At 67.3% G+C, this 24,814-nt stretch carries 18 protein-coding genes; 12 read left to right on the top strand and 6 right to left on the bottom strand.

Annotated features, from left to right (window positions below):
* Positions 1 to 1,083 (bottom strand): tetratricopeptide repeat protein, encoded by a 1,083-nt coding sequence (locus JQX08_RS09440; RefSeq protein WP_205348108.1) that lies wholly within the window; start codon positions 1,081 to 1,083, stop codon positions 1 to 3.
* A 90-nt stretch (positions 1,084 to 1,173) separates the two neighbouring features.
* On the bottom strand, positions 1,174 to 2,100 hold the full coding sequence (locus tag JQX08_RS09435) for a DUF808 domain-containing protein (RefSeq protein WP_205348107.1): 927 nt from the start codon (positions 2,098 to 2,100) through the stop codon (positions 1,174 to 1,176).
* Between the two features lie 134 nt (positions 2,101 to 2,234).
* Between JQX08_RS09435 and JQX08_RS09430 the strand changes: the two genes are divergently transcribed.
* The 3 genes from JQX08_RS09430 (at position 2,235) to dacB (ending at position 6,214) form a co-directional block, all read left to right on the top strand.
* Positions 2,235 to 3,566, top strand: a complete 1,332-nt coding sequence (locus JQX08_RS09430) for a deoxyguanosinetriphosphate triphosphohydrolase (protein ID WP_205348106.1) — start codon at positions 2,235 to 2,237, stop codon at positions 3,564 to 3,566.
* Between the two features lie 3 nt (positions 3,567 to 3,569).
* Positions 3,570 to 4,631, top strand: coding sequence for an FUSC family protein (locus tag JQX08_RS09425; RefSeq protein ID WP_205348105.1), 1,062 nt, complete (start codon positions 3,570 to 3,572; stop codon positions 4,629 to 4,631).
* 125 nt (positions 4,632 to 4,756) lie between these two features.
* Positions 4,757 to 6,214: a D-alanyl-D-alanine carboxypeptidase/D-alanyl-D-alanine endopeptidase gene (dacB, locus tag JQX08_RS09420; protein ID WP_205348104.1), complete on the top strand. Its 1,458-nt coding sequence runs from the start codon at positions 4,757 to 4,759 to the stop codon at positions 6,212 to 6,214.
* Between the two features lie 67 nt (positions 6,215 to 6,281).
* Here the strand turns inward: dacB and rlmKL are convergent, their stop codons facing one another.
* Complete coding sequence (rlmKL, locus tag JQX08_RS09415) at positions 6,282 to 8,495, bottom strand: bifunctional 23S rRNA (guanine(2069)-N(7))-methyltransferase RlmK/23S rRNA (guanine(2445)-N(2))-methyltransferase RlmL (protein WP_205348103.1); 2,214 nt, start codon at positions 8,493 to 8,495, stop codon at positions 6,282 to 6,284.
* Between the two features lie 554 nt (positions 8,496 to 9,049).
* Here rlmKL and rmf point away from each other — a divergent pair.
* Complete coding sequence (gene rmf / locus JQX08_RS09410) at positions 9,050 to 9,265, top strand: ribosome modulation factor (RefSeq protein WP_205348102.1); 216 nt, start codon at positions 9,050 to 9,052, stop codon at positions 9,263 to 9,265.
* 162 nt (positions 9,266 to 9,427) lie between these two features.
* Here rmf and JQX08_RS09405 read toward each other — a convergent pair whose 3' ends face one another.
* Positions 9,428 to 10,456 carry a quinone-dependent dihydroorotate dehydrogenase gene (locus JQX08_RS09405; protein ID WP_205348101.1) on the bottom strand — a complete coding sequence of 343 codons (1,029 nt, stop codon included), beginning with the start codon at positions 10,454 to 10,456 and terminating at the stop codon, positions 9,428 to 9,430.
* A 75-nt stretch (positions 10,457 to 10,531) separates the two neighbouring features.
* A complete protein-coding gene (locus JQX08_RS09400; protein ID WP_205348100.1) occupies positions 10,532 to 10,753 on the bottom strand; it encodes a DUF2835 domain-containing protein in 222 nt (73 codons plus the stop codon).
* A gap of 122 nt (positions 10,754 to 10,875) precedes the next feature.
* Between JQX08_RS09400 and JQX08_RS09395 the strand changes: the two genes are divergently transcribed.
* A complete protein-coding gene (locus JQX08_RS09395) occupies positions 10,876 to 11,754 on the top strand; it encodes a DUF6685 family protein (protein WP_205348099.1) in 879 nt (292 codons plus the stop codon).
* A gap of 39 nt (positions 11,755 to 11,793) precedes the next feature.
* On the opposite strand, the gene JQX08_RS09390 is transcribed toward JQX08_RS09395, so the two are convergent.
* On the bottom strand, positions 11,794 to 16,656 hold the full coding sequence (locus tag JQX08_RS09390; protein ID WP_205348098.1) for an NAD-glutamate dehydrogenase: 4,863 nt from the start codon (positions 16,654 to 16,656) through the stop codon (positions 11,794 to 11,796).
* 273 nt (positions 16,657 to 16,929) lie between these two features.
* Here JQX08_RS09390 and JQX08_RS09385 point away from each other — a divergent pair, with 273 nt between their 5' ends.
* Genes JQX08_RS09385 through JQX08_RS09355 form a run of 7 tightly spaced genes read left to right on the top strand, consistent with a single transcriptional unit; the run spans position 16,930 to position 24,680 of the window.
* Positions 16,930 to 17,814, top strand: coding sequence for a DUF1353 domain-containing protein (locus JQX08_RS09385; protein ID WP_205348097.1), 885 nt, complete (start codon positions 16,930 to 16,932; stop codon positions 17,812 to 17,814).
* Positions 17,815 to 17,871: 57 nt separating this feature from the next.
* Complete coding sequence (locus tag JQX08_RS09380; protein WP_205348096.1) at positions 17,872 to 18,831, top strand: AAA family ATPase; 960 nt, start codon at positions 17,872 to 17,874, stop codon at positions 18,829 to 18,831.
* 34 nt (positions 18,832 to 18,865) lie between these two features.
* A complete protein-coding gene (locus JQX08_RS09375; protein WP_205348095.1) occupies positions 18,866 to 19,807 on the top strand; it encodes a DUF58 domain-containing protein in 942 nt (313 codons plus the stop codon).
* On the top strand, positions 19,804 to 20,295 hold the full coding sequence (locus JQX08_RS09370; RefSeq protein WP_205348094.1) for a DUF4381 domain-containing protein: 492 nt from the start codon (positions 19,804 to 19,806) through the stop codon (positions 20,293 to 20,295). The genes JQX08_RS09375 and JQX08_RS09370 overlap by 4 nt, the downstream gene beginning before the upstream one ends.
* The gene (locus JQX08_RS09365) at positions 20,288 to 21,322 is read left to right on the top strand and encodes a vWA domain-containing protein (protein WP_205348093.1); all 1,035 of its coding nucleotides are present in this window, start codon (positions 20,288 to 20,290) and stop codon (positions 21,320 to 21,322) included. Before JQX08_RS09370 ends, JQX08_RS09365 begins: the two co-directional genes overlap by 8 nt.
* A complete protein-coding gene (locus JQX08_RS09360; RefSeq protein WP_205348092.1) occupies positions 21,319 to 23,043 on the top strand; it encodes a VWA domain-containing protein in 1,725 nt (574 codons plus the stop codon). The genes JQX08_RS09365 and JQX08_RS09360 overlap by 4 nt, the downstream gene beginning before the upstream one ends.
* Positions 23,040 to 24,680 (top strand): BatD family protein, encoded by a 1,641-nt coding sequence (locus JQX08_RS09355; RefSeq protein WP_205348091.1) that lies wholly within the window; start codon positions 23,040 to 23,042, stop codon positions 24,678 to 24,680. Before JQX08_RS09360 ends, JQX08_RS09355 begins: the two co-directional genes overlap by 4 nt.
* Positions 24,681 to 24,814 lie beyond the last annotated feature (134 nt).

Below are 24,814 nucleotides of genomic sequence, written 5' to 3'. Positions count from 1 at the left end.
TTAGCGTGCGATGCCGTCCGCATCGCTAGGCGCTGCGTCGGCGGCGGGCGCAATGGCGCTATCCAGATTGGCGACCATGGCGTCGACCGCCGCCGGATCGGCCTGGCGCACGTCGTCCAGGGTCGCCAGCTTCACTGCCGCCGCCTCACTGCCGCGACGCGCCGCCACGGCGTACCAGGCGTAGGACTCGAGCTCCGGCTGGATCGATGGAAAGCGCCCCTGCAGGAGGTTGTCGGCGTACTCGCTCATCGACGCCAGGTCACCCGCCAACGCGGCACGCTTGACCGCTTCGGCCTGCGCCTCGCTGTCGGCGACGCTGGGTAGGCCCGGCACCGTCTCGCTGGCGAACGGCTGCTCGACCACCACCGCCTCGGCCGTGGGTTGTGGCTGGCGCTGCGCCTGCAGGTAGATGCGCTCGGCCTGCACATCGCCGGCGCGGCTGGCGACGTCGAGCAGCTCGAGGCCGCGCTCGCGGTTATCCAGGCCCGGTGGGTAGACGTTGAGGTACAGCAGGCTCAGCTCACGCAATGCACGGTCGTTGCTGCGCGCGGCTTTTTCCATCAGCCGGTTGCCATACACCGTATCGCTCTGCACGCCCTTGCCCAGCAGGTAGTTCCAGGCCAGCACGCGGGTCGCTTCGGCGTGGCCCATGGCATCGGCGAGGCTGAGGTGCGACAGCGCGGCATCCAGATCGACCGGCACGCCTTCACCCACCTGGTAGATCCGCGCCAGCTGATAGTGCGCCTCACCGTTGCCGGACTCGGCGGCCTGCTGCAGCAGGCGCAGCATGCCCGCCTGGTCGCCGGCCTCCGCCGCGACGCGGGCCTTGTCCAGCAGGTCCTGGCCGGGTTTCGGCAGCCGTTGCACGTTGCGCGCCTGGCCCTGCACCTCGCTCGGGCTGGCCAGCGGCGCCAACCACACTTGCGGCGGCTCATAGCTGGCCACGCCGTACACCGGAGCTTCCGGCGGCGCGGGACGATTCGGTGCAACGACCGCGGGCTCACCGCGCAGCGGCTTGAAGTTGGAGGCGCAGCCGGTGCACAGCACGGCGGCGAACAGGCAGGACAGAACAGGCTTGAACATCATCGGGACCGGATAGCCACACACAAAAAAGCGCGCATAGCATCCCAGACCCCGCCCGCCCCGCCAACCCGCGGGGCGACGATCAGCCGGCTAGCGGCGTACCGCGTGCCACAGTTTTCCGACCCCAGTGACCAGCGCCAGCGCCACGGCGCCGGCCGCCACGCCGATCAGGGTGTTAAGCAGCGACGGAGCGATCCACTCGAGCGCCGGCCCCACTGCCGCCAGCGCTCCGGCCGCCTCGGCCGCCTCATCGATGCCATGGTGCAACGCCGCCACGCCGTGGGTGAGGATGCCGCCGCCAACCATGAACATCGCCACGGTGCCGACCACCGAGAGGGTTTTCATCAAATAGGGCGCGGCATGCAGGATGCCGTGGCCGAGGCTGCGCAGCAGCCCTCCTTTGCGGCTGAGGTAGAGGCCGCCGTCGTCCAGTTTGACGATGCCGGCCACGATGCCGTAAACGCCGATGGTCATCACCAGGGCAATCCCGGCCAGCACGATCACCTGCTGCAGAAACGGTGCATTGGCCACGGTGCCGAGGGTGATCGCGATGATCTCCGCCGACAGCACGAAGTCGGTGCGGATCGCGCCGCCGATCTTGTCCTTCTCTAGGGCCAGCAGGTCGACCGGCTCTGGGCTCGCGGCCAGTTCGGCGAGGGCCTCGGCCTCCCGATCGTGCTCGCCGTGCAGGAAGCGGTGCGCGAGCTTCTCGAAGCCCTCGTAACAGAGGAAAGCGCCACCGAACATCAGCAGCGGGGTCACCGCCCAGGGCGCCACGGCGCTGATCAGCAAGGCCGCCGGGACCAGAATCACCTTGTTGCGCAGCGAACCCTTGGCCACCGCCCAGACCACCGGCAGCTCGCGATCGGCATTCACCCCGGTGACCTGCTGGGCGTTGAGCGCCAGATCGTCGCCGAGTACCCCGGCGGTTTTCTTCGCCGCCACCTTGGTCATCAGGGAAACATCGTCGAGCACGCTGGCAATGTCGTCGATCAGCGCGAGCAGGCTGGTAGCCATGAAGAAGTCCTTGTCGTGAATGCCGCCAATAGCCTGACAACCTAGCAGTCTGCTGGCCACCGGCCAAGGCTTGCAGGCGCGCGGCCGAACCACCAAGCTAGGTAGCTATCGGCCACTGATTGGCGAGGACAGCCTTGGACTGGCACACCCTGCTCACCCGCGAACGCCTCGGCAAGCCGGTGCACAGCACCGACGAACTGGGCCGCAGCCCGTTCCACAAGGACCACGACCGCATCATCTTCTCCGGCGCCTTCCGCCGGCTGGGACGCAAGACCCAGGTGCATCCGGTCAGCAGCAACGACCACATCCACACGCGCCTGACCCACTCGCTGGAAGTCAGCTGCGTCGGACGTTCGCTGGGCATGCGTGTGGGCGAGATGCTCCGCGAGCAGCTGCCAGACTGGTGCGAGCCCGGCGACCTGGGCATGGTGGTGCAGTCCGCCTGCCTGGCCCACGACATCGGCAATCCGCCGTTCGGCCATTCCGGCGAAGACGCCATCCGCCACTGGTTCCAGCAGGCCGCCGGGCGCGGCTGGTTGGATGACATGAGCGATGCCGAGCGCGGCGATTTCCTCAACTTCGAAGGCAACGCCCAGGGCTTTCGCGTGCTCACCCAGCTCGAGTACCACCAGTTCGACGGCGGCATGCGGCTGACCTACGCGACCCTCGGCACCTACCTGAAGTACCCCTGGACCGCCCGCCACGCCGAAGCCCTCGGCTACAAGAAGCACAAGTTCGGCTGCTACCAGAACGAGCTGCCGCGCCTCGAGCAGATCGCCACCAAGCTCGGCCTGCCGCAGCTCGAGGAACAGCGCTGGGCGCGCCATCCGCTGGTCTACCTGATGGAGGCAGCGGATGACATCTGCTATGCGCTGATCGACCTCGAAGACGGCGTGGAAATGGAGCTGCTCGACTACGCCGAGGTCGAGGCATTGCTCTTCGACCTGGTCGGCGACGACCTGCCGGAGACCTACCGCCAGCTGGGCCCCAACGACTCGCGGCGGCGCAAACTGGCGATCCTGCGCGGCAAGGCCATCGAGCACCTGACCAATGCCGCCGCGCGCGCCTTCGTCGATCAGCAACCCGCGCTGCTGACCGGCAGCCTGGCGGGCGACCTGGTTGAGCACATGCACGGACCGGCCAAGCGCTGCGTATTGCGCGCCAAGGCCATGGCCCGCGAAAAAATCTTCCAGGACAAGCGCAAGACGCTGCACGAGATCGGCGCCTACACCACCTTGGAAATCCTCCTCAACGCCTTCTGCGGCGCGGCGCTGGAACAGCACGCCGGGCGCGGTCTGTCATTCAAGAACCGGCGCATCCTCGACCTACTGGCGCACTACGCGCCAGCACCGGAATGGCCGCTGTACCTGTCGTTCCTGCGCATGATCGACTTCATCGCCGGGATGACCGACAGCTACGCCACCGAGATGGCCCGGGAAATGACCGGCCGCTCGAGTCCGACCTAGCCCATGCGCCACGCCCTGAAGCAAGCTGTCAGTTGGCACGCCGGGCCGCCCGCCTGGGGCCCTGCGGTGGTCGCCCTGCTCGGTTGCGCCCTGCCCCTGCTGCTCGGCCTGTTCACTGACCACTCGGGCTTCCTGTGGGCGGCCACCGGCGCCTTCCAGGCCGCCCAGGCCAATGCCCTGCACCGTTTCGGCATGCTGCGCATGCTGATGCTCACCATCCTCGGCGCGCTGAGCGCCGGCCTGGGCTTCTGGGCTGCCGGTCATCCGCTGCTCAGCCTGGCGCTGTTCGCTGCGTTCGGTCTGCACCTGGCCTGGCTGCAGCGCTTCGGCAGCGAAGCCGGCAAGCTCGGCGTCGGCCTGGCGGTGTGCCTGGCCCTCGGCCAAGGCCAGTTCGGCATCGGCAACCTGCACAACCCCTACGCGGTGGGCATGCTGTTCATCCTCGGCGGGCTGTGGGTGATGCTCCTCGCCTTCGGTCTGCGCGGCGCGCACGGCCTGCGCATGTGGCCGCGCATGCCGCGCCTGATCGGCCTGTTCAAGGTGCTGCGCCGCCACGCCCGGCGCCTGCCGCGCCAGCAGTGGCGGGTCCATGCGCTGGGCTGCAGCCTGGCCTTCGCGTTGGCCGGCCTGATCATTCAGCTGGCGGCGTTGCCACGCGGCTATTGGCTGAGCCTGGCGGTGGTGGCGACCATGCAGATCGAGTTCCGCGGCAGCCTAGTGCGCGCCCTGCAGTCCGGCCTGGCCAGCCTGTGTGCGGCATTGCTGCTGATCGCCTTCGGCCACAGCCTGCAGAGTCCGCCGCTGATGGTGGCGACCATGCTGCCGCTGATCTTCTTCAGCCGCGCGTTCCAGGCCAACAACTACGGCCTGTTCGTCATGCAGAACACGCTGTGCTTCGTGCTGCTATCCGAGTGCCTGTCGCACGACTGGCACCTCGCCCAGGTGCGCCTGTTCAACAGCCTGCTCGGCGCCGCGCTGGCGATGTCGGTGGCCTTGGCGATGTACGGACTGCGTCAGCAGCTGAGCAAGCGGGCGCCGACGGAAAGCCCGCCCGAACACGGATAATTCGACGCGAAGCGAGGCCATCGCGGCGGCGCTTCGGGCATAATGCCGGCGAGTTCACGCCGCGGGTGCGGCGTTATTTCACTCGTCATCTTTTCCAGTTGCCTTCGGCCGAAGGATTTTTGCCAATGATCAAGACGCTTCGCCACTTCGCCCTCGCCGGCCTGCTCCTGCCCATCGCCCTTCCGACTTTCGCCGCCACCGCCACTTTGCCCGCCACCGTTCAGCAAGCGCTGAAGAAGAGCAAGATCGGCACCGATTCGCTGTCGCTGGTGACCATTCCGCTGACCGGCCCCGGCACCACCAACATCTTCAATGCCGACGTCTCGGTGAACCCGGCGTCGACCATGAAACTGATCACCACCTACGCCGCGCTGGAAATGCTCGGTCCGACCTACCAGTGGAAGACCGAGTTCTACGCCGACGGTCCGCTGAAGGACGGCGTGCTGCAGGGCAACCTCTACCTCAAGGGCGGTGGCGATCCCAAGCTCAATCTGGAGAAGCTCTGGCTGCTGATGCGCGACTTGCGCGCCAATGGTGTGCAGAAGATCACCGGCGACCTGGTGCTCGACCGCAGCCGCTTCGTCCAGCCGCAACTGCCGGTGTTCAACGATGACGGCAACGATGACAACAAGCCGTTCCTGGTCGGCCCCGACTCACTGCTGATCAACCTCAAGGCCGTGCGCATGATCACCCGCAACGACGGCGGCAAGGTCAGCGTGGCCATGGACCCGCCGCTGACCAACGTGCGCATCGACAACCAGGTCAAATCGCTGCCAGCGGCCAAATGCCCAGGCTGGCCGGACGTGCGCTTCAACCCGGTGACCCAGTACGACGGCACCACCCTGGTGGTGACCGGCAAGCTGGCGGCGGGCTGCAGCGCGCAGACCTACCTGTCGCTGCTCGACCACCCGGCTTACGCCGCCGGCGCAGTGCGTGGCATCTGGCAGGAACTGGGCGGCAGCATCGCCGGCAAGGACCGTCTCGGCGAAGTGCCGAAGACCGGCAAACTGCTGGCGCGTGCCTACTCGCCGGACCTGGTCGAGATCATCCGCGACATCAACAAGTACAGTAACAACACCATGGCCCGGCAGCTGTTCCTCAGCCTTGGCGCACAGTTCCGCACCTCGGCCGACGGCGACGATGCCAAAGCCGCGCAGCGGGTGATCCGTCAATGGCTGGCGAAGAAAGGCATCACCGCGCCGCACCTGGTGATGGAGAACGGCTCGGGCCTGTCGCGTGCCGAACGGGTCAGCGCGCGGGAGATGGCGACCATCCTGCAAGCCGCCTGGAAGAGCCCCTACGCGCCGGAGTTCATCAGCTCGCTGCCGCTGGTGGCGATGGACGGCACCATGCGCAAGCGCCTGAAGCGCACCCCGCTGGCCGGCGAGGCGCACATCAAGACCGGCACGCTGAACACCGTGCGCGCCATCGCCGGGTTCAGCCGCGACGTCAACGGCAACACCTGGGCGGTGGTGGCGATCCTCAACGATCAGAAGCCCTGGGGCGCCTCGTCGATCCTCGACCAGGTGCTGGTCGACCTGTATCGCCAGCCCAAGCAGGCCAGCGCCACCGCCCAGCGCTGAGCCCTGCGCCGATGAAAAAAGCCGCCTGATCAGGCGGCTTTTTTGTTTGCGGACAACGCTCGCGCTGCTACTTGGCGACGATGCGCCAGGCGCGGTGAATCTTCGGATTGCGCGCGAAGTCGGCATCGATGGTCTGCGGGCTGATCTCTTCCACTGTGTAACGCGCCGCCAGGCCCTCGTCGAACAGGAATTTGCGGAAGTTGTTGGAGAAGTACAGCACGCCGCCCTTGGCCAGGCGGGCCATGGCCAGATCGAGCAGTTGCACGTGGTCGCGCTGCACGTCGAACACCCCTTCCATGCGCTTGGAGTTGGAGAAGGTCGGCGGGTCGATGAAGATCAGGTCGTACTCCTCGCGGTCCGCCGCCAGCCACTCCATCACATCGCCCTGCTCCAGGCGCTGCTTGTCGGAGAAGCCGTTGAGCGCCAGGTTGCGCCGCGCCCAGTCGAGGTAGGTCTTCGACAGGTCGACGCTGGTGGTGCTGCGCGCACCGCCCTTGGCCGCATGCACGGTGGCCGTCGCGGTGTAGCAGTACAGGTTGAGGAAGCGCTTGCCGGCCGCCTCGCGCTGGATACGCAGGCGCAGCGGGCGGTGATCGAGGAACAGCCCGGTGTCGAGGTAGTCGGTCAGGTTGACCAGCAGCTTGGCACCGCCCTCGCTGACTTCCATGAACTGGCCCTGCGCCGCCTGGCGCTGGTACTGCTTGGTGCCGCTCTGCCGCTCACGACGCTTGACCACCACCTTGGCGGTGTCCACGCCGAGGGTCTGGGGAATCGCCGCCAGTGCATCGAGCAGGCGCGCCTGGGCCTTGTCCGGGTCGATCGAGCGCGGCGGCGCGTATTCCTGCACGTGCACCCAGTCGCCGTACAGGTCGACCGCCAGCGCGTACTCGGGCATGTCCGCATCGTACAGGCGATAGCACTGCACGCCCTCGCGGCGCGCCCACTTGCTCAGGGTCTTGAGGTTCTTCTGCAGACGGTTGGCGAACATCTGCCCGCCTTCACTGAGCCGTGCCAGCTCCCTGACCGGCGCCGCAGCCGGCGTCGGCGCGACCGGACGCTCGCCTTCGCTGTCGTTCGCTGCGCGGCGCTCGCCACGTTCGCCGGTGACGAACTGCTGCACCTGCACCTTGAACAGCAGCAGCTTGCACGGCAGCGCCCCGTTCCAGAAGGCGTACTGCTTGTGGCTGCGGATGCCCATGCGCTTGCCCAGTTCCGGCGCGCCGGTGAACACCGCGGCCTCCCAGTTCAGGCACGACTGGCGCAGCCGCTCGCCGAGGTTCTGGTAGAGATAGAGCAGACTGGCTTCGTCACCCAGGCGCTCGCCGTAGGGCGGGTTGCAGATGATCAGGCCGGTCTGGTTGCGATCCGGGCGCGGCTCGAAGGTCGCCAGCTCGCCCTGGTAGATCTTCACCCACTCGCTCAGCCCGGCGCGCTCGATGTTGTTGCGCGCCGGCTGGATCAGCCGCGGGTCCGCCTCGTAGCCGCGAATCCACAGCGGCGGCTTGGCCAGGCCGGCATCGGCGCGCGCCTCGGCGTCGGCGTGCAGGCGCTTCCACAGCGCCGGCACGTGACCGAGCCAGTTGGAGAAGCCCCAGCGCTCGCGCTTGAGGTTCGGCGCGATATCGGCGGCGATCATTGCCGCCTCGACGAGGAAGGTGCCGACCCCGCACATCGGGTCCGCCAGCGCCCCGCCTTCGGCGGCGATGCGCGGCCAACCGGCGCGGATCAGCACCGCGGCGGCAAGGTTTTCCTTCAGCGGCGCAGCGCCCTGCTGCAAGCGATAGCCACGCTGGTGCAGGCTGTGTCCGGCGAGGTCGAGAGACAGAATCGCCTCGCCGCGATCGAGGCGCAGGTGCACGCGCACATCGGGATTGATCTTGTCGATCGACGGCCGCTCGCCACTGTCACGGCGCAGCTTGTCGACGATCGCATCCTTGACCTTGAGCGCGCCGAAATGGGTGTTGTCGATGCCGGAGCCGTTGCCGCTGAACTCCACCGCGAGGCTGCCGCCCGGCGACAGGTGCTCCTGCCAGTCGACGGCGAGGATGTTGTCGTAGAGGTCGTTGGCGTTGCTCATGTTGAAGCGCTTGAGCACCAGCAGCACACGGTTGGCGAGGCGCGACCACAGGCACAGGCGGTAGGCGGTTTCTAGATCGGCGCTGCCGCGGATCGCTGCCGTGTGGGTATTCACCTGCTCCAGGCCGAGGCTGGCGGCCTCTTCGGCGAGCAGGGTTTCCAGGCCTTTCGGGCAGGTGAGGAAAAGTTCGTATTGGTCCGACATGCAGGCCTCGCGGCGTTGTGGCGCACCCTCGCGGGCACGACCTGGGTTGAACAGCTGCGGTCCATCCGCAGCTGCGCGACACGCGGGTGTCGCTCGCGCCACGTGGCCCTGAGGCCGTGTGGGGCGTATGCCGGAAACATCCCGTGACGTCTCCAGCGCGTTCGCCGCCATCCTGAACAACGGAGGCGATATTGGAATGATGACAAAAGGTCGCAGTTCACGCCCTTCGTCGGAACACTTCGCATTGCGCTCCAAGCCACGGAGCACGCTGCCATCACGCTGAAGCCCCCATACAGCGGACTCTAGGCGGGAAATGCCGGTTGCGGTATCGCCTTGCCTTATTGCCCCTATCCCCCAAACGTTACGTGCTTATGACAAATCGATCATTCCCACGGGGGGTGGCATTGGTTAGAACTCAACTCAGGCCTTCGGCGCAATGTCGTTGGCGATGGGCTGTAACGCCGGCAGCAGCCCCACTGGTAGTTACCATTGCTACCAGGCCTCATCCAGAGGCGAAGAGGACATAACAGTCAAACAGTAGAGGGCAACACCCTATGAGAAGACTTAAGCGTGATCCTTTAGAAAGAGCTTTTGTGCGCGGCTATCAATTCGGTCTGCACGGCAAATCCCGCGATCTCTGTCCTTTCACCTTACCGTCCGTACGCCAAGCCTGGATCAACGGCTGGCGGGAGGGTCGCGGCGACCAGTGGGACGGTCTGACAGGCACTGCTGGTATTCATCGACTCAACGAAATTAACGCTGTCGGTTAATAAAGGATCCCGACTTCTTTACCATGCGCGCCCCATCCGGGCGGCGGGCGAGAGCCCAGGGCTCCTTTGGGAGCCCTTTTTATTGCCTGCAACAAATCGAGCCAGTTGACGATCTCGCGAGCTAAGGTCAGCCACCTCTAGCGCCGCAGGAGCGCAGCAGGCTCAGCGCTTGCCCTGCAACGCGCCTATGGCATCCACTGCCTCGCGAATCAGCGTCGGGCCCTTGTAGATGAACCCCGAGTAAATCTGCACCAGGCTCGCCCCAGCGGCGATCTTCTCCGCCGCATGCGCGCCCTCGGTGACGCCGCCGGCGGCGATGATCGGCAGACGCCCGCCCAGCTCGCCCGCCAGCACCTTGACCGTGTGGGTGCTCTTGTCGCGCACCGGTGCGCCGGACAGACCACCCGCCTCGTCGCCAAACGGCAGGCCTTCGACGCCTTCGCGGCCGAGCGTGGTGTTGGTGGCGATCACCGCGTCCATGCCCGCTTCCACCAGCGCGGCAGCGACCTCGGCGATTTCCTCGTCGCTCATGTCCGGGGCGATCTTGATCGCCAGCGGCACGCGCTTGCCGTGCTGCGCGGCGAGGTCTTCCTGGCGCTGGCGCAGCGCTTCGAGCAGCTGCTTGAGCGAGTCACCGAACTGCAGGCTGCGCAGTCCCGGGGTGTTCGGTGAGCTGACGTTGACCGTGACGTAGCTGGCGTGGGCATAGACCTTATCCAGGCCGATCAGGTAGTCGTCCACCGCGCGCTCGACCGGCGTGTCGAAATTCTTACCGATGTTGATGCCCAGCACGCCCTTGTACTTGGCGGCCTGCACCCGTGCCAACAGGTGATCAACACCGTGGTTGTTGAAGCCCATGCGGTTGATGATCGCCTCGGCTTCCGGCAGGCGGAACAGACGCGGCTTGGGATTGCCCGGCTGCGGGCGCGGCGTCACGGTGCCGATCTCGATGAAGCCGAAGCCCAGCTGACCGAAGCCGTCGATGGCGTCGCCATTCTTGTCCAAGCCCGCGGCCAGGCCGACCGGGTTGGGGAACTCCAGGCCCATGACGTTCACCGGCAACGGGCGCGGGGTCTTGCACAGCAGACCGTTGAGCCCGAGTCGACCGCCGGCACCGATCAGGTCGATGGACAGTTCGTGGGAGGTTTCCGGGGAAAGTTGGAACAGCAGCGCGCGGGCCAGGTTGTACATGGTCAGGCTTAGCTCGGTAAGGACGAGGGGCGGCGATTATAGCCGCGCCGGCCCTGGCCAGGCGAGGCGCGCGACTCAGTCGAGACGCCGCAGGCTGAGCAGCGCGCCGCTGGCATCGAAGTCCAGGGCGAAACTGCCGTACACCCCGGCATGGCTGACGAAGGGCCGCAGGTGGTGCACCGGCAGGCTGACCCGTTGACCGTCGCGACTGCGCAGCAGGATGCGGTTGGCCTGGCCGCGATAGACCGCGTGCAGGCGCTCGGCAGGGACGGCGATATCCAGCAGCAGGCTGGCCATGGCAATACTCGTGAAACGGACCGCAGCCATACTGCCACAAACGCTCTAGCGCGGCGCTGACCGTGCAGCAATGGCGATCGTCTGCCACACTGGCACCCGAGTATCCGGAGTCCCCTTTTTTCATGAGCCTGTCCGAATCCCCGCTCAGTCTGTCGGCGCGCCTTGGCAATCTGGCCAAGCGCTTCGGCCTGGGCGGTCGGGGCACGCGGCAACTGCGCGAACGAGCGGCGGCCTTACGCCTGCCGTTTCCACCGCTGCCGGTGGTGCAGCCGAGCATCTGGTGGCGCAGCGGCCCGCAACTGCAGCGGCTGGTCGAGCTGCCGCGCGGCGCGCTGTCCGGGCCGGTGCAGGAAGACAAGGCCGATGCCCACGCATTGCTGATCCGCCTCGTCGTCCAGGAGCGCCGCAGCGTCGACAGCCTCGACCTGCGCCTGATCGACGGTCTCGCCGGCGGCCTGCGCCAGCCACCGTGCGCGCACTTGGAAGACTTCACCAGCACCGAAGCCTGCCGCAGCATCCGGATCATCAGCTACAAGGACTTCGTCAAGACCATCAGCCTGGCCCTGCCGCGCTTTCTGGCCGGCGAAGCCATCCAGTTGCTGGAGGCCGACTGGTTCGGCGAACGCCTGTTCTGGGACGGCGAGCAACACCACGAAGCCTTCGCCAGCGCCATCGTCTATGCCCGCCTGCGCGGGTTGGAAACCTCCCTGCCGGCGTCGATCACCCGTTACCGCTTGAGCAGCAGCGGCCTGGCCGAACTACGCGCGCAGTACCACGTGCTGGCGATGCCGGAACTGGCCTGGAGCGATCCGGCGTTCATGGGACTGCTGCTCGATAATGGCCTGCCCTATGCGCGGCTGTCGCTGCTGCAGAGCGGCGGCGCACCGGAAATCCTCCTGCTGCCACGCCGCCACGAAGACGCCAACGCGTTCGGCGACGGCCTGCGCCAGGCCGGCGCGCCAGACGTGACGGCGTTCCTGCAAAGCCTGCAACGACGCTGACCGCGGCCTGCGGGAGCGACGCTCCCGCAGGCCCTGCCCTCACGCCGCCGCGCTGGTGCGCGCCGGGCTCTGCGCCAAGTCAAGCAACTCGCGATTGGCCACCACGTAGATGGCGTAGTCGGTGCCGCTGGTGGCGCGCAACTCGTTGAGCATGGCGCGCCAGCGCTCGACCAGCGCCTTGTGCTGCTCCAGCCAGAACGCCACGCGTGCCTCGATCGCCTTCGGCCCGTCGACCATCTGCAGCACCGACACGGTGATCGCCCGTTGCTGCCAGTCCAGCTCGTCGCGGAAGCCTTCGCGGGCCATCGCCTGCCAGGGATTTTCCACCGGCAGGTTGGTGATCTGCTGCAGGTACCAGGTGAGGTCGAGGGTGTTGCCCACCGCGAAGTAAGCCTTGGCCACGTCGGCCGGCTCCTGCTTGGTGACGTCGGCGGCCTCGATAATCGGCAACAGGGTGTACAGGTGACTGACGCCGGCCACCATGCGCGCCAGCAGCTCCGGCACGCCAGCCTCGACGAAGCCCTGGTAGCGCCCCTGCCATTGCTCCAGCGTCGGCCCCTCGAGCAGCTCGTTGAGCTTGAGGCCAAGCGCCGCGACCTGCGGGCCGAAATGCGCGACATCGCGGCCGGCATTCTGGTCCTCGCGGCGGCTGCGCAGGAACCAGCGGGTGGCGCGCCGCCCGAGGCGCATCAGCTCTTCCATCAGCTGCAGCTGCACATCGGCCGGCACCTTGGAGTCGAGCGCCTCGATCTGCCGGAACCAGTGCGGCAGGTGGAAGATGTCGCGCACCACCACGTAGGCGCCGGCGACGTTGGCCGCGCTCTGCCCGGTGGACTCCTTGAGGCGCTGCACGAAGGTGATACCCATGTGGTTGACCAGGTCATTGGCGATCTGCGTGCTGACGATCTCGCGGCGCAGCCGGTGGCGACGCATCTGCTCGGCGTACTTCTGCACCAGCAGCGGCGGGAAGGCGGTTTCCATGTCGCGCAGCAGGTAGGCGTCGTCCGGCACCAGCGACTTGATCAGCGCTTCCTTGAGGTCGATCTTGCTGTAGGAGATCAGGACCGACAGCTCCGGACGGGTCAGCCCCTGGCCGTTGGCGGCGCGCTCGTTGAGCTCGTCGTCGGCCGGCAGGAACTCCAGCGCGCGGTCCAGCTTGCCGCGCCCTTCCAGGTCGCTCATCAGCCGCTTGTACTCGCCGATGCGCTCGCGCGCCCGGCGCTGCGCGAGGGACAGCGCCTGGGTCTGCTTGTAGTTGTTGCCGAGCACCAGGCCGCCGACCGCATCGGTCATCTCGGCCAGCAGCACGTTGCGCTGCTTGCCGGTCATGTCGCCGCCGGCGACGATCTCGTTGAGCAGGATTTTGATGTTCACCTCATGGTCGGAGCAGTCGACGCCGCCGGCGTTGTCGATGAAGTCGGTGTTGCTCGCTCCGCCGTTCAGGCCGTACTCGACCCGGCCGAGCTGGGTCATGCCGAGGTTGCCACCCTCGCCCACCACCTTGGCGCGCAGTTCGCGGCCATCCACACGCAGCGCGTCGTTGGCCTTGTCGCCAACATCGGCGTGGCTCTCGCGGCTGGATTTCACGTAGGTGCCGATGCCACCGTTCCAGATCAGATCGACCGGTGCCTTGAGCAGCGCATTGAGCAGCTCGGTGGGCGCCAGCTTGTCGGCCTGGATATCGAAGCGTTCCTGCATTTCCGGGCTGATGGCGATGCTCTTCGCGCTGCGCAGGAAGATGCCGCCGCCGGCGGAGATCAGCTTGCTGTCGTAGTCGGCCCAGCTCGAGCGCGGCAGGTTGAACAGGCGCTGGCGCTCGGCAAAACTCTTCGCCGGGTCCGGGTTGGGGTCGATGAAGATGTGCAGGTGGTTGAAGGCCGCGACCAGCTGCAGCTTGTCCGACAGCAGCAGGCCGTTGCCGAACACGTCGCCGGCCATGTCGCCGATGCCGATCACCGTGGTGTTGTCCTGCTGCACGTCGATGCCGCGCTCGCGGAAGTGGCGCTGCACCGAAACCCAAGCCCCCTTGGCGGTGATGCCCATGCCCTTGTGGTCGTAACCCGCCGAGCCGCCCGAGGCGAACGCGTCGCCGAGCCAGAAGCCGTATTCCAGGGCGATGCCGTTGGCGATGTCGGAGAAGGTCGCGGTGCCCTTGTCGGCAGCCACCACCAGGTAGGGATCGTCCGGGTCGTGGCGCACCACGTTCTCCGGCGCCACCACCTTGCCCTCCTTGAGGTTGTCGGTGATGTCGAGCAGGCCACTGATGAAGATGCGGTAGCAGGCGATCGCCTCGGCCTGAATCTCGTCGCGGCTGCCGCCCACCGGCAGGCGCCGTGGAATGAAGCCACCCTTGGCGCCAACCGGTACGATCACGGCGTTCTTCACCTGCTGCGCCTTGACCAGACCGAGCACTTCGGTGCGGAAGTCTTCCTCGCGGTCCGACCAGCGCAGCCCGCCGCGCGCCACGTCGCCGAAGCGCAGGTGCACGCCTTCGACGCGCGGGCTGTAGACGAAGATTTCGAACTTCGGCACCGGTTTGGGGATGTCCGGAATCGCCCGCGGATTGAGCTTGAAGCTGAAGTAACTCTTCGCCTGGCCGTCGGCCGCCGGCTGGTAGAAGTTGGTGCGCAGGGTCGCCTTGATCAGGTCAAGGTAGCGCCGCAGGATGCGGTCCTCGTTGAGCACCGCGACGTTGTCGAGGGCGACCAGAATCGCCTGCTCGAGCTTCTGCTGCTTATCGGCCAGATCGTCGGCGGCCAGCTTGCGCGCCAGGTAGAAGCGCGTCTTGAACAGGCGCACCAGCTCGCGGGCGATGTCCACGTGGTTGACCAGGGTGCTGGCGATGTAGCCGAGGTCGAAGCCCAGGCGAATCTGCTTGAGGTAGCGCGCATAGGCGCGCAGCAGGGCCACGTCGCGCCACGGCATCGCCGCGGTCAGCACCAGGCGGTTGAAGCCGTCGTTCTCGGCAGCGCCGCCAACGATCTGCACGAAGGCATCCTGGAAGGTGTCGTTGAGTTGCTGCAGGTCGACGTTCAGGCCTTCGGCGTAGGTGAAGGCGAAGTCGTGAATCCAGAATTCGCGGCCGTTGCGCTGCTGCAGGCGGTAGGGGAACTCACCGAGCACACGCAGGCCGAGGTTCTCGAGGATCGGCAGCACGTCGGACAACGCCAGCGGCGTGTCGGCGTGGTACAGCTTGCAGTGCAGCTGCTGGCCGTCGCTGGCCAGCGGCTGGTAGAAGCTCATCACCAGCGGCTTGTCGTCCGACAGGCTGAGCAGGTGCTTGAGGTCGACCACCGCCGACGGCGCGGAAAAGCGCTCGCGGTAGCCGGCCGGGAAACTCTTGGGAAAGTCCGCCAGCACCCGGTTGCCCTTGGCCTCGCCGAACGACTCGATGACTAGCCCGGCGTAATCGTCCTTCCACGAGCGGCAGGCCTGGATCACCTCGCGTTCGAGCTGCTGCGGATCGATGTCCAGCTTGGTCTTCGGGTCGACGCGCAGGATGAACTGCACGCGCGCCAGCAGCGACTCGGAGAAGTAGGTCCAGAACTCGCAATCGGTGGCGTGCAGGCGGTCGACCAGCACCTGCTGGATGCGCAGGCGCGTCTCGGTCGAGTACACGTCGCGCGGCACGTAGGCCAGCGCGTAGACGAAGCGGCCATAAGGGTCCATGCGCAGGAACAGGCGGATCTTGTTGCGCTCCTGGATCTGCACGATGGCCAGCGCGGTGCTGTACAGCTCGTCCACCGGGGTCTGGAACAGGTCGTCGCGCGGCAGCACGTCGAGCACCTTGACCAGCTCCTTGCCGAGGTGGCCCTGGGCGTTGAAGCCGGACCGTTTCTCCACTTCGGCGACCTTGCGCCGAATGAACGGAATCTCATGCACGCTCTGGCTGTACACCACCGAGGTATAGATGCCGAGGAAGCGGCACTCCTTGACCACCTTGCCCTTGGCGTCCAGTTCGCGGATCGAGACGAAATCCGGGTAGGCCGGACGATGCACGCGGCTGGGCATCGCGGCCTTGGCGAAGGACAACAGCATCGGTTCGCGCAGGTAGTTCACTGCGTAGGGCTCGATGTGCAGGTCACGGCTGGTCAGCCCGGTGCGCAGCAGTTTGGAGAGGCCGAGCAGCGAGGCTTCGTCGTACTGGATGTAGCCGCCATCGGCCTCGTCGTGGACAGTGAATTCTTCGTAGCCGAGGAAGGTGAAATGGTTGTCCAGCAGCCACTCGAGGAACACCTTGATCTCGGCAACCTCGGTCTTGTCGGCCTTCAGCTTGGCCTTGCCCAGCCAGGCCAGCAGCTCGCTGGCCTTGGCCTTCATCGGCAGGAAGTCGGCGACGGTCAGGCGCACTTCGCCGAGCACCTCCTGCAGGCCGCTTTCCAGCGCACGCAATTCGCCGACCACCCCGCAGCGGTCGATCTCCAGAAACATCATCGATTCCTGGCTGACGTCCTTGCCGGTGCTGCCCTTGGGCAAAACTTCCAGCAACTCGCCCTTGGCGTTGCGACGCACGCTCAGCACGCTGTTCTGCAGGGTATGGATGCTGTGACCGCGACGGTTCACCTCCATGCGTACCGAGTCGACCAGGAACGGGATGTCCGGGTGCAGCACCAGAATCGCGGTGTGCGTCGACTGCCAGCCGTGCTTCTCGTAATCCGGGTTGAACACCTGCACCTGCGGTTGCGTCGGGACGAAGCGCTCGAGCAGGCGCCAGGCCGCCAGCGTGCAGCCGACCAGGTCCGAGAGACGCCGCTCGGTGAGTTCGTCGAGCGCGACGATGCCGAAGAACTGTTCGGCGAACAACGCCACTTGTGGCAACGCCTGTTCGCTGACGTGCTGCGCCAGGGCCGCCTGCAGTTGGTGCTGGAAGTCGGCTTTGCTGGCTGCGGTGAAGAACGACATGCTGATACTCCGCTGGACTTGTTGTACGGGAGGCGCCCATGGCGCAGCCCGGCCTACGGCTTCCAAGCAGTCTAGGTGACCGCGGAACCACCCGTACGCGGGGCGACCAATGAGTCACGCACAGCTTAGCCACGCCCAATCGGCCGGGCTTGCTGCCCTGCGACATATTCGGTCAACCCCTCGAAGGAGTGGTTATGGCGCAAGGCCACTACAGCTGCTAGGGTGTCTGCCACCGGGGTGCCCGACTGGCGTCCCTGCCGGTGTACGGAAACCATGGCCCCTGCTCCTCTCCGCCGCGCGCTGATCTGCACGCACAAGAACCTGCTGGTAACCCTGCTCGGCGTGATCTTGCTCGGCCTGGCCGGGCTTTACGCGCGCGGCTGGCTGCCCTGGCTGCTGGTCGGCGGTCCGCTGGTCTATCTCGGTATCGGCCTGCCGCTGCTGGTCGGCCGCCGCGAACGCCTGCGTCGCGCCAGCGAACTGCACGCGCGCAGCCTGCGCGACTGGGGCTTCGCCGGTCGCGATCGCGACGGTCCGTGGCTCAACTACATCGACCATGCGCTGGTCTACGACTGCCCAGAGCTGCGCGGCCGCTACTTCTATGCCGAGTGGCTGGTGATTCACAACGGCCGGCTGATCATCAACCCCGGCGAAGCGCAGCCCGCGCTGGCCAGTCGTAGCGTGCGCTATGCCTTCGAGCGGTCGCGCACCTACGCCTGGGACGGCTGCTCGCCGAAGATCGTCTTCTACTGGCTGGCCCTGTTCGGCTCACCGGACTGGTGGGAACGGCGCACGCCGGTGCTGCGCATCCAGCATGGCCACCTACAGGCGGGCGAGGTGTTCTGGCCGCTGGCCCACCACGCCAGCCTGGTGCATGACGCGCTGTACCAGTACCTCCACGTCGTGCCCGTGAGCAAGCGCCAGGCCGACCGACTGTTCCAGCGCATGCTGCGCGAAGCCGGCATGCCCGCCTGGCTGGCCGCGCTCTACTTCCTCGCGGTACACCTGTTCGGCGCGCCGCACCTGCGCGGCCTGCGCAATCCCAACAGCGTGCTGCGCTGTCTCACGCCACTCCCCGGTAACCGCAGCAACGCGCGACAGGACAGCGGCGAGCGAACTGTGGCCGAGCCCTTAGTCGATCATCCGGCAATAGATTAAAGTAGGCGCCCCGGCAGCCCGTTCAGCCGGCCGCAGCCCACTTTCAGGAACGATCCGATGGAACACCGTGAAGCGCTCGTGAACTTGCGCACCTTCCTGGCCACCCAGATTCTCGGCCAGGAAAAGCTCATCGACCGCCTGTTGATCGCCCTTCTCGCCGACGGCCACCTGCTGGTCGAAGGTGCGCCCGGGCTGGCCAAGACCAAGGCGATCAAGGAGCTGGCCGAAGGCATCGACGCCGAATTCCACCGCATCCAGTTCACCCCCGACCTGCTGCCCGCGGACATCACCGGCACCGAGATCTACCGCCCGGAAACCGGCAGCTTCGTGTTCCAGCAGGGGCCGATCTTCCACAACCTGGTGCTGGCCGACGAGATCAACCGCGCGCCGGCCAAGGTGCAGTCGGCGCTGCTCGAGGCGATGGCCGAACGGCAGGTCTCGGTGGGCCGCTCGACCTACGACCTGTCGCCGCTGTTCATGGTCATGGCCACGCAGAACCCGATCGAACAGGAAGGCACCTACCCGCTGCCCGAGGCGCAGCTCGACCGCTTCCTGATGCACGTGAAGATCGGCTTCCCGGACGCTTCGGTGGAACGCAAGATTCTCCAGCAGGCGCGCGGCGATGCGCTGCACGGCGAGACCAAGCCCGAGCAGCGGGTCAGCCAGCAGGCGATCTTCGCCGCGCGCAAGGAAATCCTCGGCCTGTACATGGCCGATGCGGTGGAGGAATACCTGGTGCAGCTGGTCATGGCCACGCGCACGCCGGCCAAGTTCGACGCCGAACTCGCCGAATGGATCGCCTACGGCGCCAGCCCACGCGGCTCGATCGCCCTCGACCGCTGCGCCCGCGCGCATGCCTGGCTGGCCGGACGCGATTTCGTCAGCCCGGAAGACATCCAGGCCATGCTCTTCGATGTGCTGCGCCACCGCATCATCCTGTCGTTCGAGGCGGAAGCCGCCGGTATCGACCAGGACCGCGTGGTCCAGCGCGTGCTCGACGTGGTCGCGGTCGCCTGATGCGCGCGCCGACCGCAGCCCATTGAGCGTCCGCATGGACATCCTGCCCAGCCAGCCCGGTGTACGCAGCAACCTCGCCGAACTGATCGAGATGCGCCACCACGTCCGCGAGGTGCAGCTGTTCTCCACCCCCAGCCGGCGCAGCCCGCTGATCGGCCTGCACCACTCCAAGCTGCGCGGCCGCGGCGTGGACTTCGACCAGGTGCGCGTCTACCAGGCCGGCGACGACGTGCGCACCATCGACTGGCGCGTCACCGCGCGCACCCAGGAGCCGCACACCAAGCTGTTCCACGAGGAGCGCGAGCGACCGATCTTCATCATGGTCGAGCAGAGCCAGCGGCTGTTTTTCGGCAGCGGGCTGATGTTCAAGTCGGTGCTCGCCGCCCAGGTCGCGGCGCTGATCGGCTGGGCGGCGCTCGACCACAACGACCGGGTCGGCGGCCTGGTGTTCGGCGATGCCGAGCAGCACGAGATCAAACCGCGGCGCAGCAAACAGAGCCTGCTGCAGCTGCTCAACCGCCTGGTGCGCGCCAATCAGGCGCTGCACACCGAACTGCAAGCGAACCGCGAGGCCTTCGGCCAGGCCCTGCGCCGCGCGCGCGAGGTGCTGCGTCCTGGCAGCCTGGTGATCGTGGTGTGCGACGAACGCGCGCTGACCGAAAGCAGCGAGCAGCAGCTCAGCCTGCTCGCTCGGCACACCGACCTGGTGCTGTTTCCACTCTCCGACCCGCTCGACCATGCGCTGCCCGCCGCCGGGTTGCTCAACTTCGTCGAGCACGGCGCGCAGCTGGAGCTCGACACCCACGACAGCGACCTGCGCCAGACCTATCGCAGCCTGGCCGACACCCGCCAGGCGGCCTGGGTGCGCCTGGCGCAGAAGCTCGGCGTGCCGCTGCTGCCACTGAGCACGCAAAGCGCGCTGGTCGACCAGCTGCGCGACCACCTCAACACCTTCCATCCGCGGAAGCCGCAATGAACCCGCTCGACCGCCTGGAGCCACTGATCGCACCGCCTCCGATCGGCTGGTGGCCGCCCGCACCGGGCTGGTGGGTGCTGGCCGCGCTGTTGCCGCTACTCGCCTGGGCCGCCTGGTTCTGGCGACGTCGCCTGGCGCGGCGCCAGCAGCTGGCCGCCGCCGAGGCGCCGCTCGATCCGCAGCGCGCCGCAGCGCTGGAGGAACTGCAGCAACTGCGCAGGCCTTACGACGAGCCGGCCGGGCCCTGGCTGCAGCAGCTCAACGCGCTGCTCAAGCGCGTATGCCGCAGTCACTACCCGAACCATCCCTGCCACACGCTGAGCGGGCGCGCCTGGCTGGCGTTCCTCGACAGCCGCTGTCCGGCCGCCGGCCTGACGCGCTGGATGGTGCTGGTCGAGGGTACCTACAAACCGCAGTGCACCCTCGACGACAAAGCCGTCGACGGCCTGCAGCACGCCGTCGAAACCTGGATCCGCAAGCATGTTTGAGTTCGCCTGGCCGTGGATCTTCCTGCTCGCCCCGCTGCCCTGGCTGCTGCGCCTGCTGCTGCCGCCGGCGCCCAGCGGCGAGGCGGCACTCAAGGTCAGCTTCCTCGGCGAACTGGAGTCGCTCGCCGGCCGCCGTGCGCGCAGCCACCTGCCGGGCTGGCGCCAGCAGGCACCTTTCGTGCTGCTCTGGCTGCTGCTGCTGACGGCCGCCGCGCGTCCGGAATGGGTCGGTGAACCACAACCGGTACCGGCCAGCGGCCGCGACCTGCTGCTTGCGGTGGATGTCTCCGGCTCGATGGACTACGCCGACATGCAGTGGAAAGGCAGCGACGTGAGCCGCCTGACCCTGGTCCAGCACCTGCTCGGCGACTTCATCGAGGGTCGCCAGGGCGACCGCGTTGGGCTGATCCTGTTCGGCAGCCAGGCCTACCTGCAGGCGCCACTGACCTTCGACCGCCACACCGTGCGCGTCTGGCTCGACGAAGCGATGATCGGCATTGCCGGCAAGAACACCGCGATCGGCGACGCCATCGGCCTGGCGGTCAAACGCCTGCGCCAGCGCCCGGCGCAAAGCCGCGTGCTGGTGCTGGTGACCGACGGTGCCAGCAACGGCGGCGAGATCGAACCGCTAACCGCCGCGCGTCTGGCGGCAGAGGAGCAGATCAGGATCTACACCATCGGCATCGGCGCCGACCCCGAGCAGAGCGTCACCAGCGGCCTGTTCGGCCTCAACCCGAGCCTCGACCTGGACGAGGAGACCCTGCAGGCAATCGCCGAACAGACCGGCGGCGCGTACTTCCGCGCACGCAGTCAGCACGAGTTGCAGGCGATCGAAGTGGCGCTCGACCGCCTCGAGCCAGTCGACCAGAGCCCCACCCAGGCGCGTCCGGCCAAGGCGCTGTTCGCCTGGCCGCTGGCCGGCGCCCTGCTGCTCAGTCTGCTGCTCGCGGTCGACGGCGCCTGGCCGCATTGGCCGCGCCTGCTGCTCGAACGCCGCCCGCACTGGCTGCTGCGGAGGCGCCCATGAGCGCGCTCTGGCCCCACTGGCAACGCCCGTTCTGGCTGCTGCTGTTGCCGCTGCTGTGCTGGCTGCTGTGGCTGCTCTGGCACCGCCAGCGGCGCATCGGCCGCTGGCAGATGCTGCTGCCGCCGGCCTTCCACAGCGCATTGCTGCACGGCGGTGAAACGCGCAGCAATCGCCTGCCCTGGATCGCCCTCGGCCTCGCCTGGCTGCTAGGTCTGCTGGCACTGCTCGGGCCGAGCTGGCAACGCATGGAAATCGCCAGCCAGCAGCGCGCCGATCCGCTGGTGGTGCTGTTCGAACTGACCCCGCAGATGCTCGCCAGCGACGGCGCGCCGACCCGCCTGGAACAGGCTCGGCGCAAGCTGCTCGACCTGCTCGAGGCGCGCCGCGACGCGCAGACCGCGATCGTCGTGTACGCCGGTAGCGCACACACGCTGGTGCCGCTGTCCGACGACCTGGCCACCAGCCGCAACCTGCTGGAGGCGCTGAAGCCCTCGATCATGCCGGAGCCGGGCCAGCGTGCCGACCTGGCCGTGGAGAAGGCCGTGCAGTTGCTCGAACAGGGCGCCCAAGGCCACGGCCAGTTGCTGCTGCTCACTTCATCATTGAGCGACGCCGAGCGCGACGGCATCCGCAAGGCGCTGCACCGCCAGTCGGTGCCGCTGCACATCCTCGGCATCGGCACCGCTCAGGGCGCACCGATTGCCCAGGAGGACGGCGGCTTCCTCAAGGACGCCAGCGGCGCCATCCTGCTGCCGCGCCTGGACAGCGCTGGGCTGTCGCGCTTTGCCCGCGCCATGGGCGGGCGCTACGCGAGTGCGCGCCTGGACGAGCGCGACCTGCGCAGCCTAGGCCTGCTCGACGGCCCGCAGGCTCTGCGCGAGGGACAATCCACCCTGCTCTCCGGCTGGAGCGAACAGGGTCACTGGCTGCTCCTGCCGCTGCTGTTGTTGGCTGCCTGCGCCGGGCGGCGCGGTTGGCTGTTCTGTCTGCCGCTGTTGCTGCTGCAACCGCAACCCAGCCAGGCCTTCGAACTCAACGACCTCTGGCTGCGCGCCGATCAGCAAGGTCAGCGCCTACTGCAAGCGCAGCGCCCGGCGGAGGCCGCCGCGCACTTCGAGAATCCACAATGGCAAGGCCTGGCGCTATACCAGGCCGGCGACTTTGCCGGCGCCGCCCGCCGCTTCGCCCAGGGCGACAATGCCGCAGCGCACTACAATCGCGGCAATGCGCTAGCCAAGGCCGGCGAGCTGGACGCCGCCCTGGACGCCTACGAGCAGGCGCTGGAGCATCAGGCAGACCTGCCCCAGGCACTGCACAACAAAGCTCTGGTCGAGGAGCTGCTACGCCAGCGCGAACAGCAGCAACAAGCCGCGCAACAGGCTGAGCAAGCCGAGCCGCAGGCCGGTGAACCGCAACCCGGGGCTACCAGCGAAGGGCAAAGCGAGCCAGCACCGGCAACCAGCGAAACCGACTCGCAATCGGCCGAGGCATCGCCCGCGGAGTCCGCCAATCAATTGGCCAGCAGCGGCCAGCAAGCCGGCAGCGACACGCTGAGCGACGGCGACAACCGGGCCATCGCGCTCGACAATCAGCCGGCCCTGGACGGCGAACAACGCCAGGCCATGGAGCAATGGCTGCGACAGATCCCCGATGATCCGGCCGAACTGCTACGCCGCAAGTTCTGGCACGAACAACAACAGCGTCAGGAAAACACTCGATGATCCGCCTGCTCTGCGCCCTTGCTTTCTCGCTGCTGACCCTGGTGGCGCACGCAGCCAGCCTGACGGCGAGCGTCGACCGTGCGCGGCTCAGCGAAGGCGAAACGGTCGAGCTGACCCTGGAATCCGACGATCCCACGCAGTTCGGCAAACCTGACCTCTCGCCGCTGGACGCTGCCTTCGAGGTCCTCGGCACCCGGCAGATCAACCGCCTCAGCACCCGCGAAGGCCTGACCGCGGCAACCACCCGCTGGATCATCACCCTGCAACCGAAGCAGTACGGCACGGTGGTCATCCCGCAGCTGAGCCTCGGCGAACTGCACAGCCAGCCGATCAGCCTGCAGGTGCTCAAGGCCGGCAGCGAATCGGCGGGCAAGAAGGTCGCGCCGATCTTCATCGACGCCAGCCTCGATCAGGAAAGCGTCTACGTGCAGGCCCAGGTCGTGCTGACCCTGCGCATCTACCACTCGGTGTCGCTGTACGACGACAGCAGCCTGACTCCGCTGCAGATCGCCGATGCGCGCATCGAGCAGCTCGGTCAAGCGCGCACCTACGAGAAGGAAATCAATGGCGTGCGCCATGGCGTGATCGAGTTGCGCTACGCCATCTATCCGCAGCGCAGCGGCGAGCTGCAAATCCCTGCCCTGCTGTTCAGCGCCACCACCGTCGCGACCGGCCAGGCCGATGAGTTCCAGCCGTTCGGCCCGCGTCCGGGCAAGCTGGTCAAAGTGCGCTCGCCGAAGATTCCGCTGACGGTGAAGGCCAAGCCGGCCAGCTATCCGGCCGATGCACCGTGGCTGCCTGCCCGCGCGCTGAGCCTGGTGGAAACCTGGAGCCCGGAACCGAACCAGGTGCAGGTCGGCGACTCGCTGACCCGCAACCTGCTGGTCAAGGTCGACGGCCTGTCCAGTGCGCAGTTGCCCCCGCTGCCGGCCACCCAGGTCGACGGCCTGCGCCGCTATCCGGATCAGCCGCAGCTGAACAATCTGACCAGCGAGCGCGGCCTGGTGGGCAGCCGCGAGGAACGCGAGGCACTGGTGCCGGGACGCAGCGGACGTATCGAACTGCCGGAAGTGGAAGTGGCCTGGTGGAACACCCGCGAGGATCGTCTGGAGCGCGCGAGCATCCCGGCACGCACCCTCGAGGTGGCGGTCAATCCGGTGCTAGAGAGCGAATCCAGCACGGTCAGCCCCTCGGCCCCGGCCGTGGAGCGCGATGAGCAGTTGCTGTGGCCCTGGCAGCTGGCCTGCGCCGCCCTGGCACTGACTACCCTGCTCGGCTTCGGCCTGTGGTGGCGAGCCCGTCGCCAACCGGCGATCCGCCCCACCGCGCAGAGCGGCCCCAGCCCGCGCACGTTGCTCGACGACCTCAAGCGCGCCTGCCAGAGCAACGATACCCACGCGACCCGCCAGGCGCTCGACGCCTGGGCCCGTCAGCAGCCGGAGACGCTGGCCGACATGGCGGCGCGCTTCGTGCCGCTGTCCGATGCCCTGGACGGCCTGAACGGCGCGCTGTACAGCGAAAGCGGCCAGCAGTGGCAAGGCGACGAGCTCTGGCAGGCGATCCGCAACCTGCCCAGCACGCGACCGCACACCCCAATCGAGGACAACGCCAGCCTGCCGCCGCTGTATCCGCGCTGATTGCTGCCGTATAGCGTATCGCTACCCGCCCCAGTGCAGCTGCACATCGCTGGCGGAACGTAGACGCGCGCCCGGCCGGTCCAGGTGAAGCTGCCGAGCGCTTCGCTGCTCCCCCATCCGCGGGCACGGCGCAC

It is taken from the genome of Zestomonas insulae (genome assembly GCF_016901015.1).
Lineage (GTDB): Bacteria > Pseudomonadota > Gammaproteobacteria > Pseudomonadales > Pseudomonadaceae > Aquipseudomonas > Aquipseudomonas insulae.
This window is presented reverse-complemented; position numbering and strand designations above follow the sequence as displayed.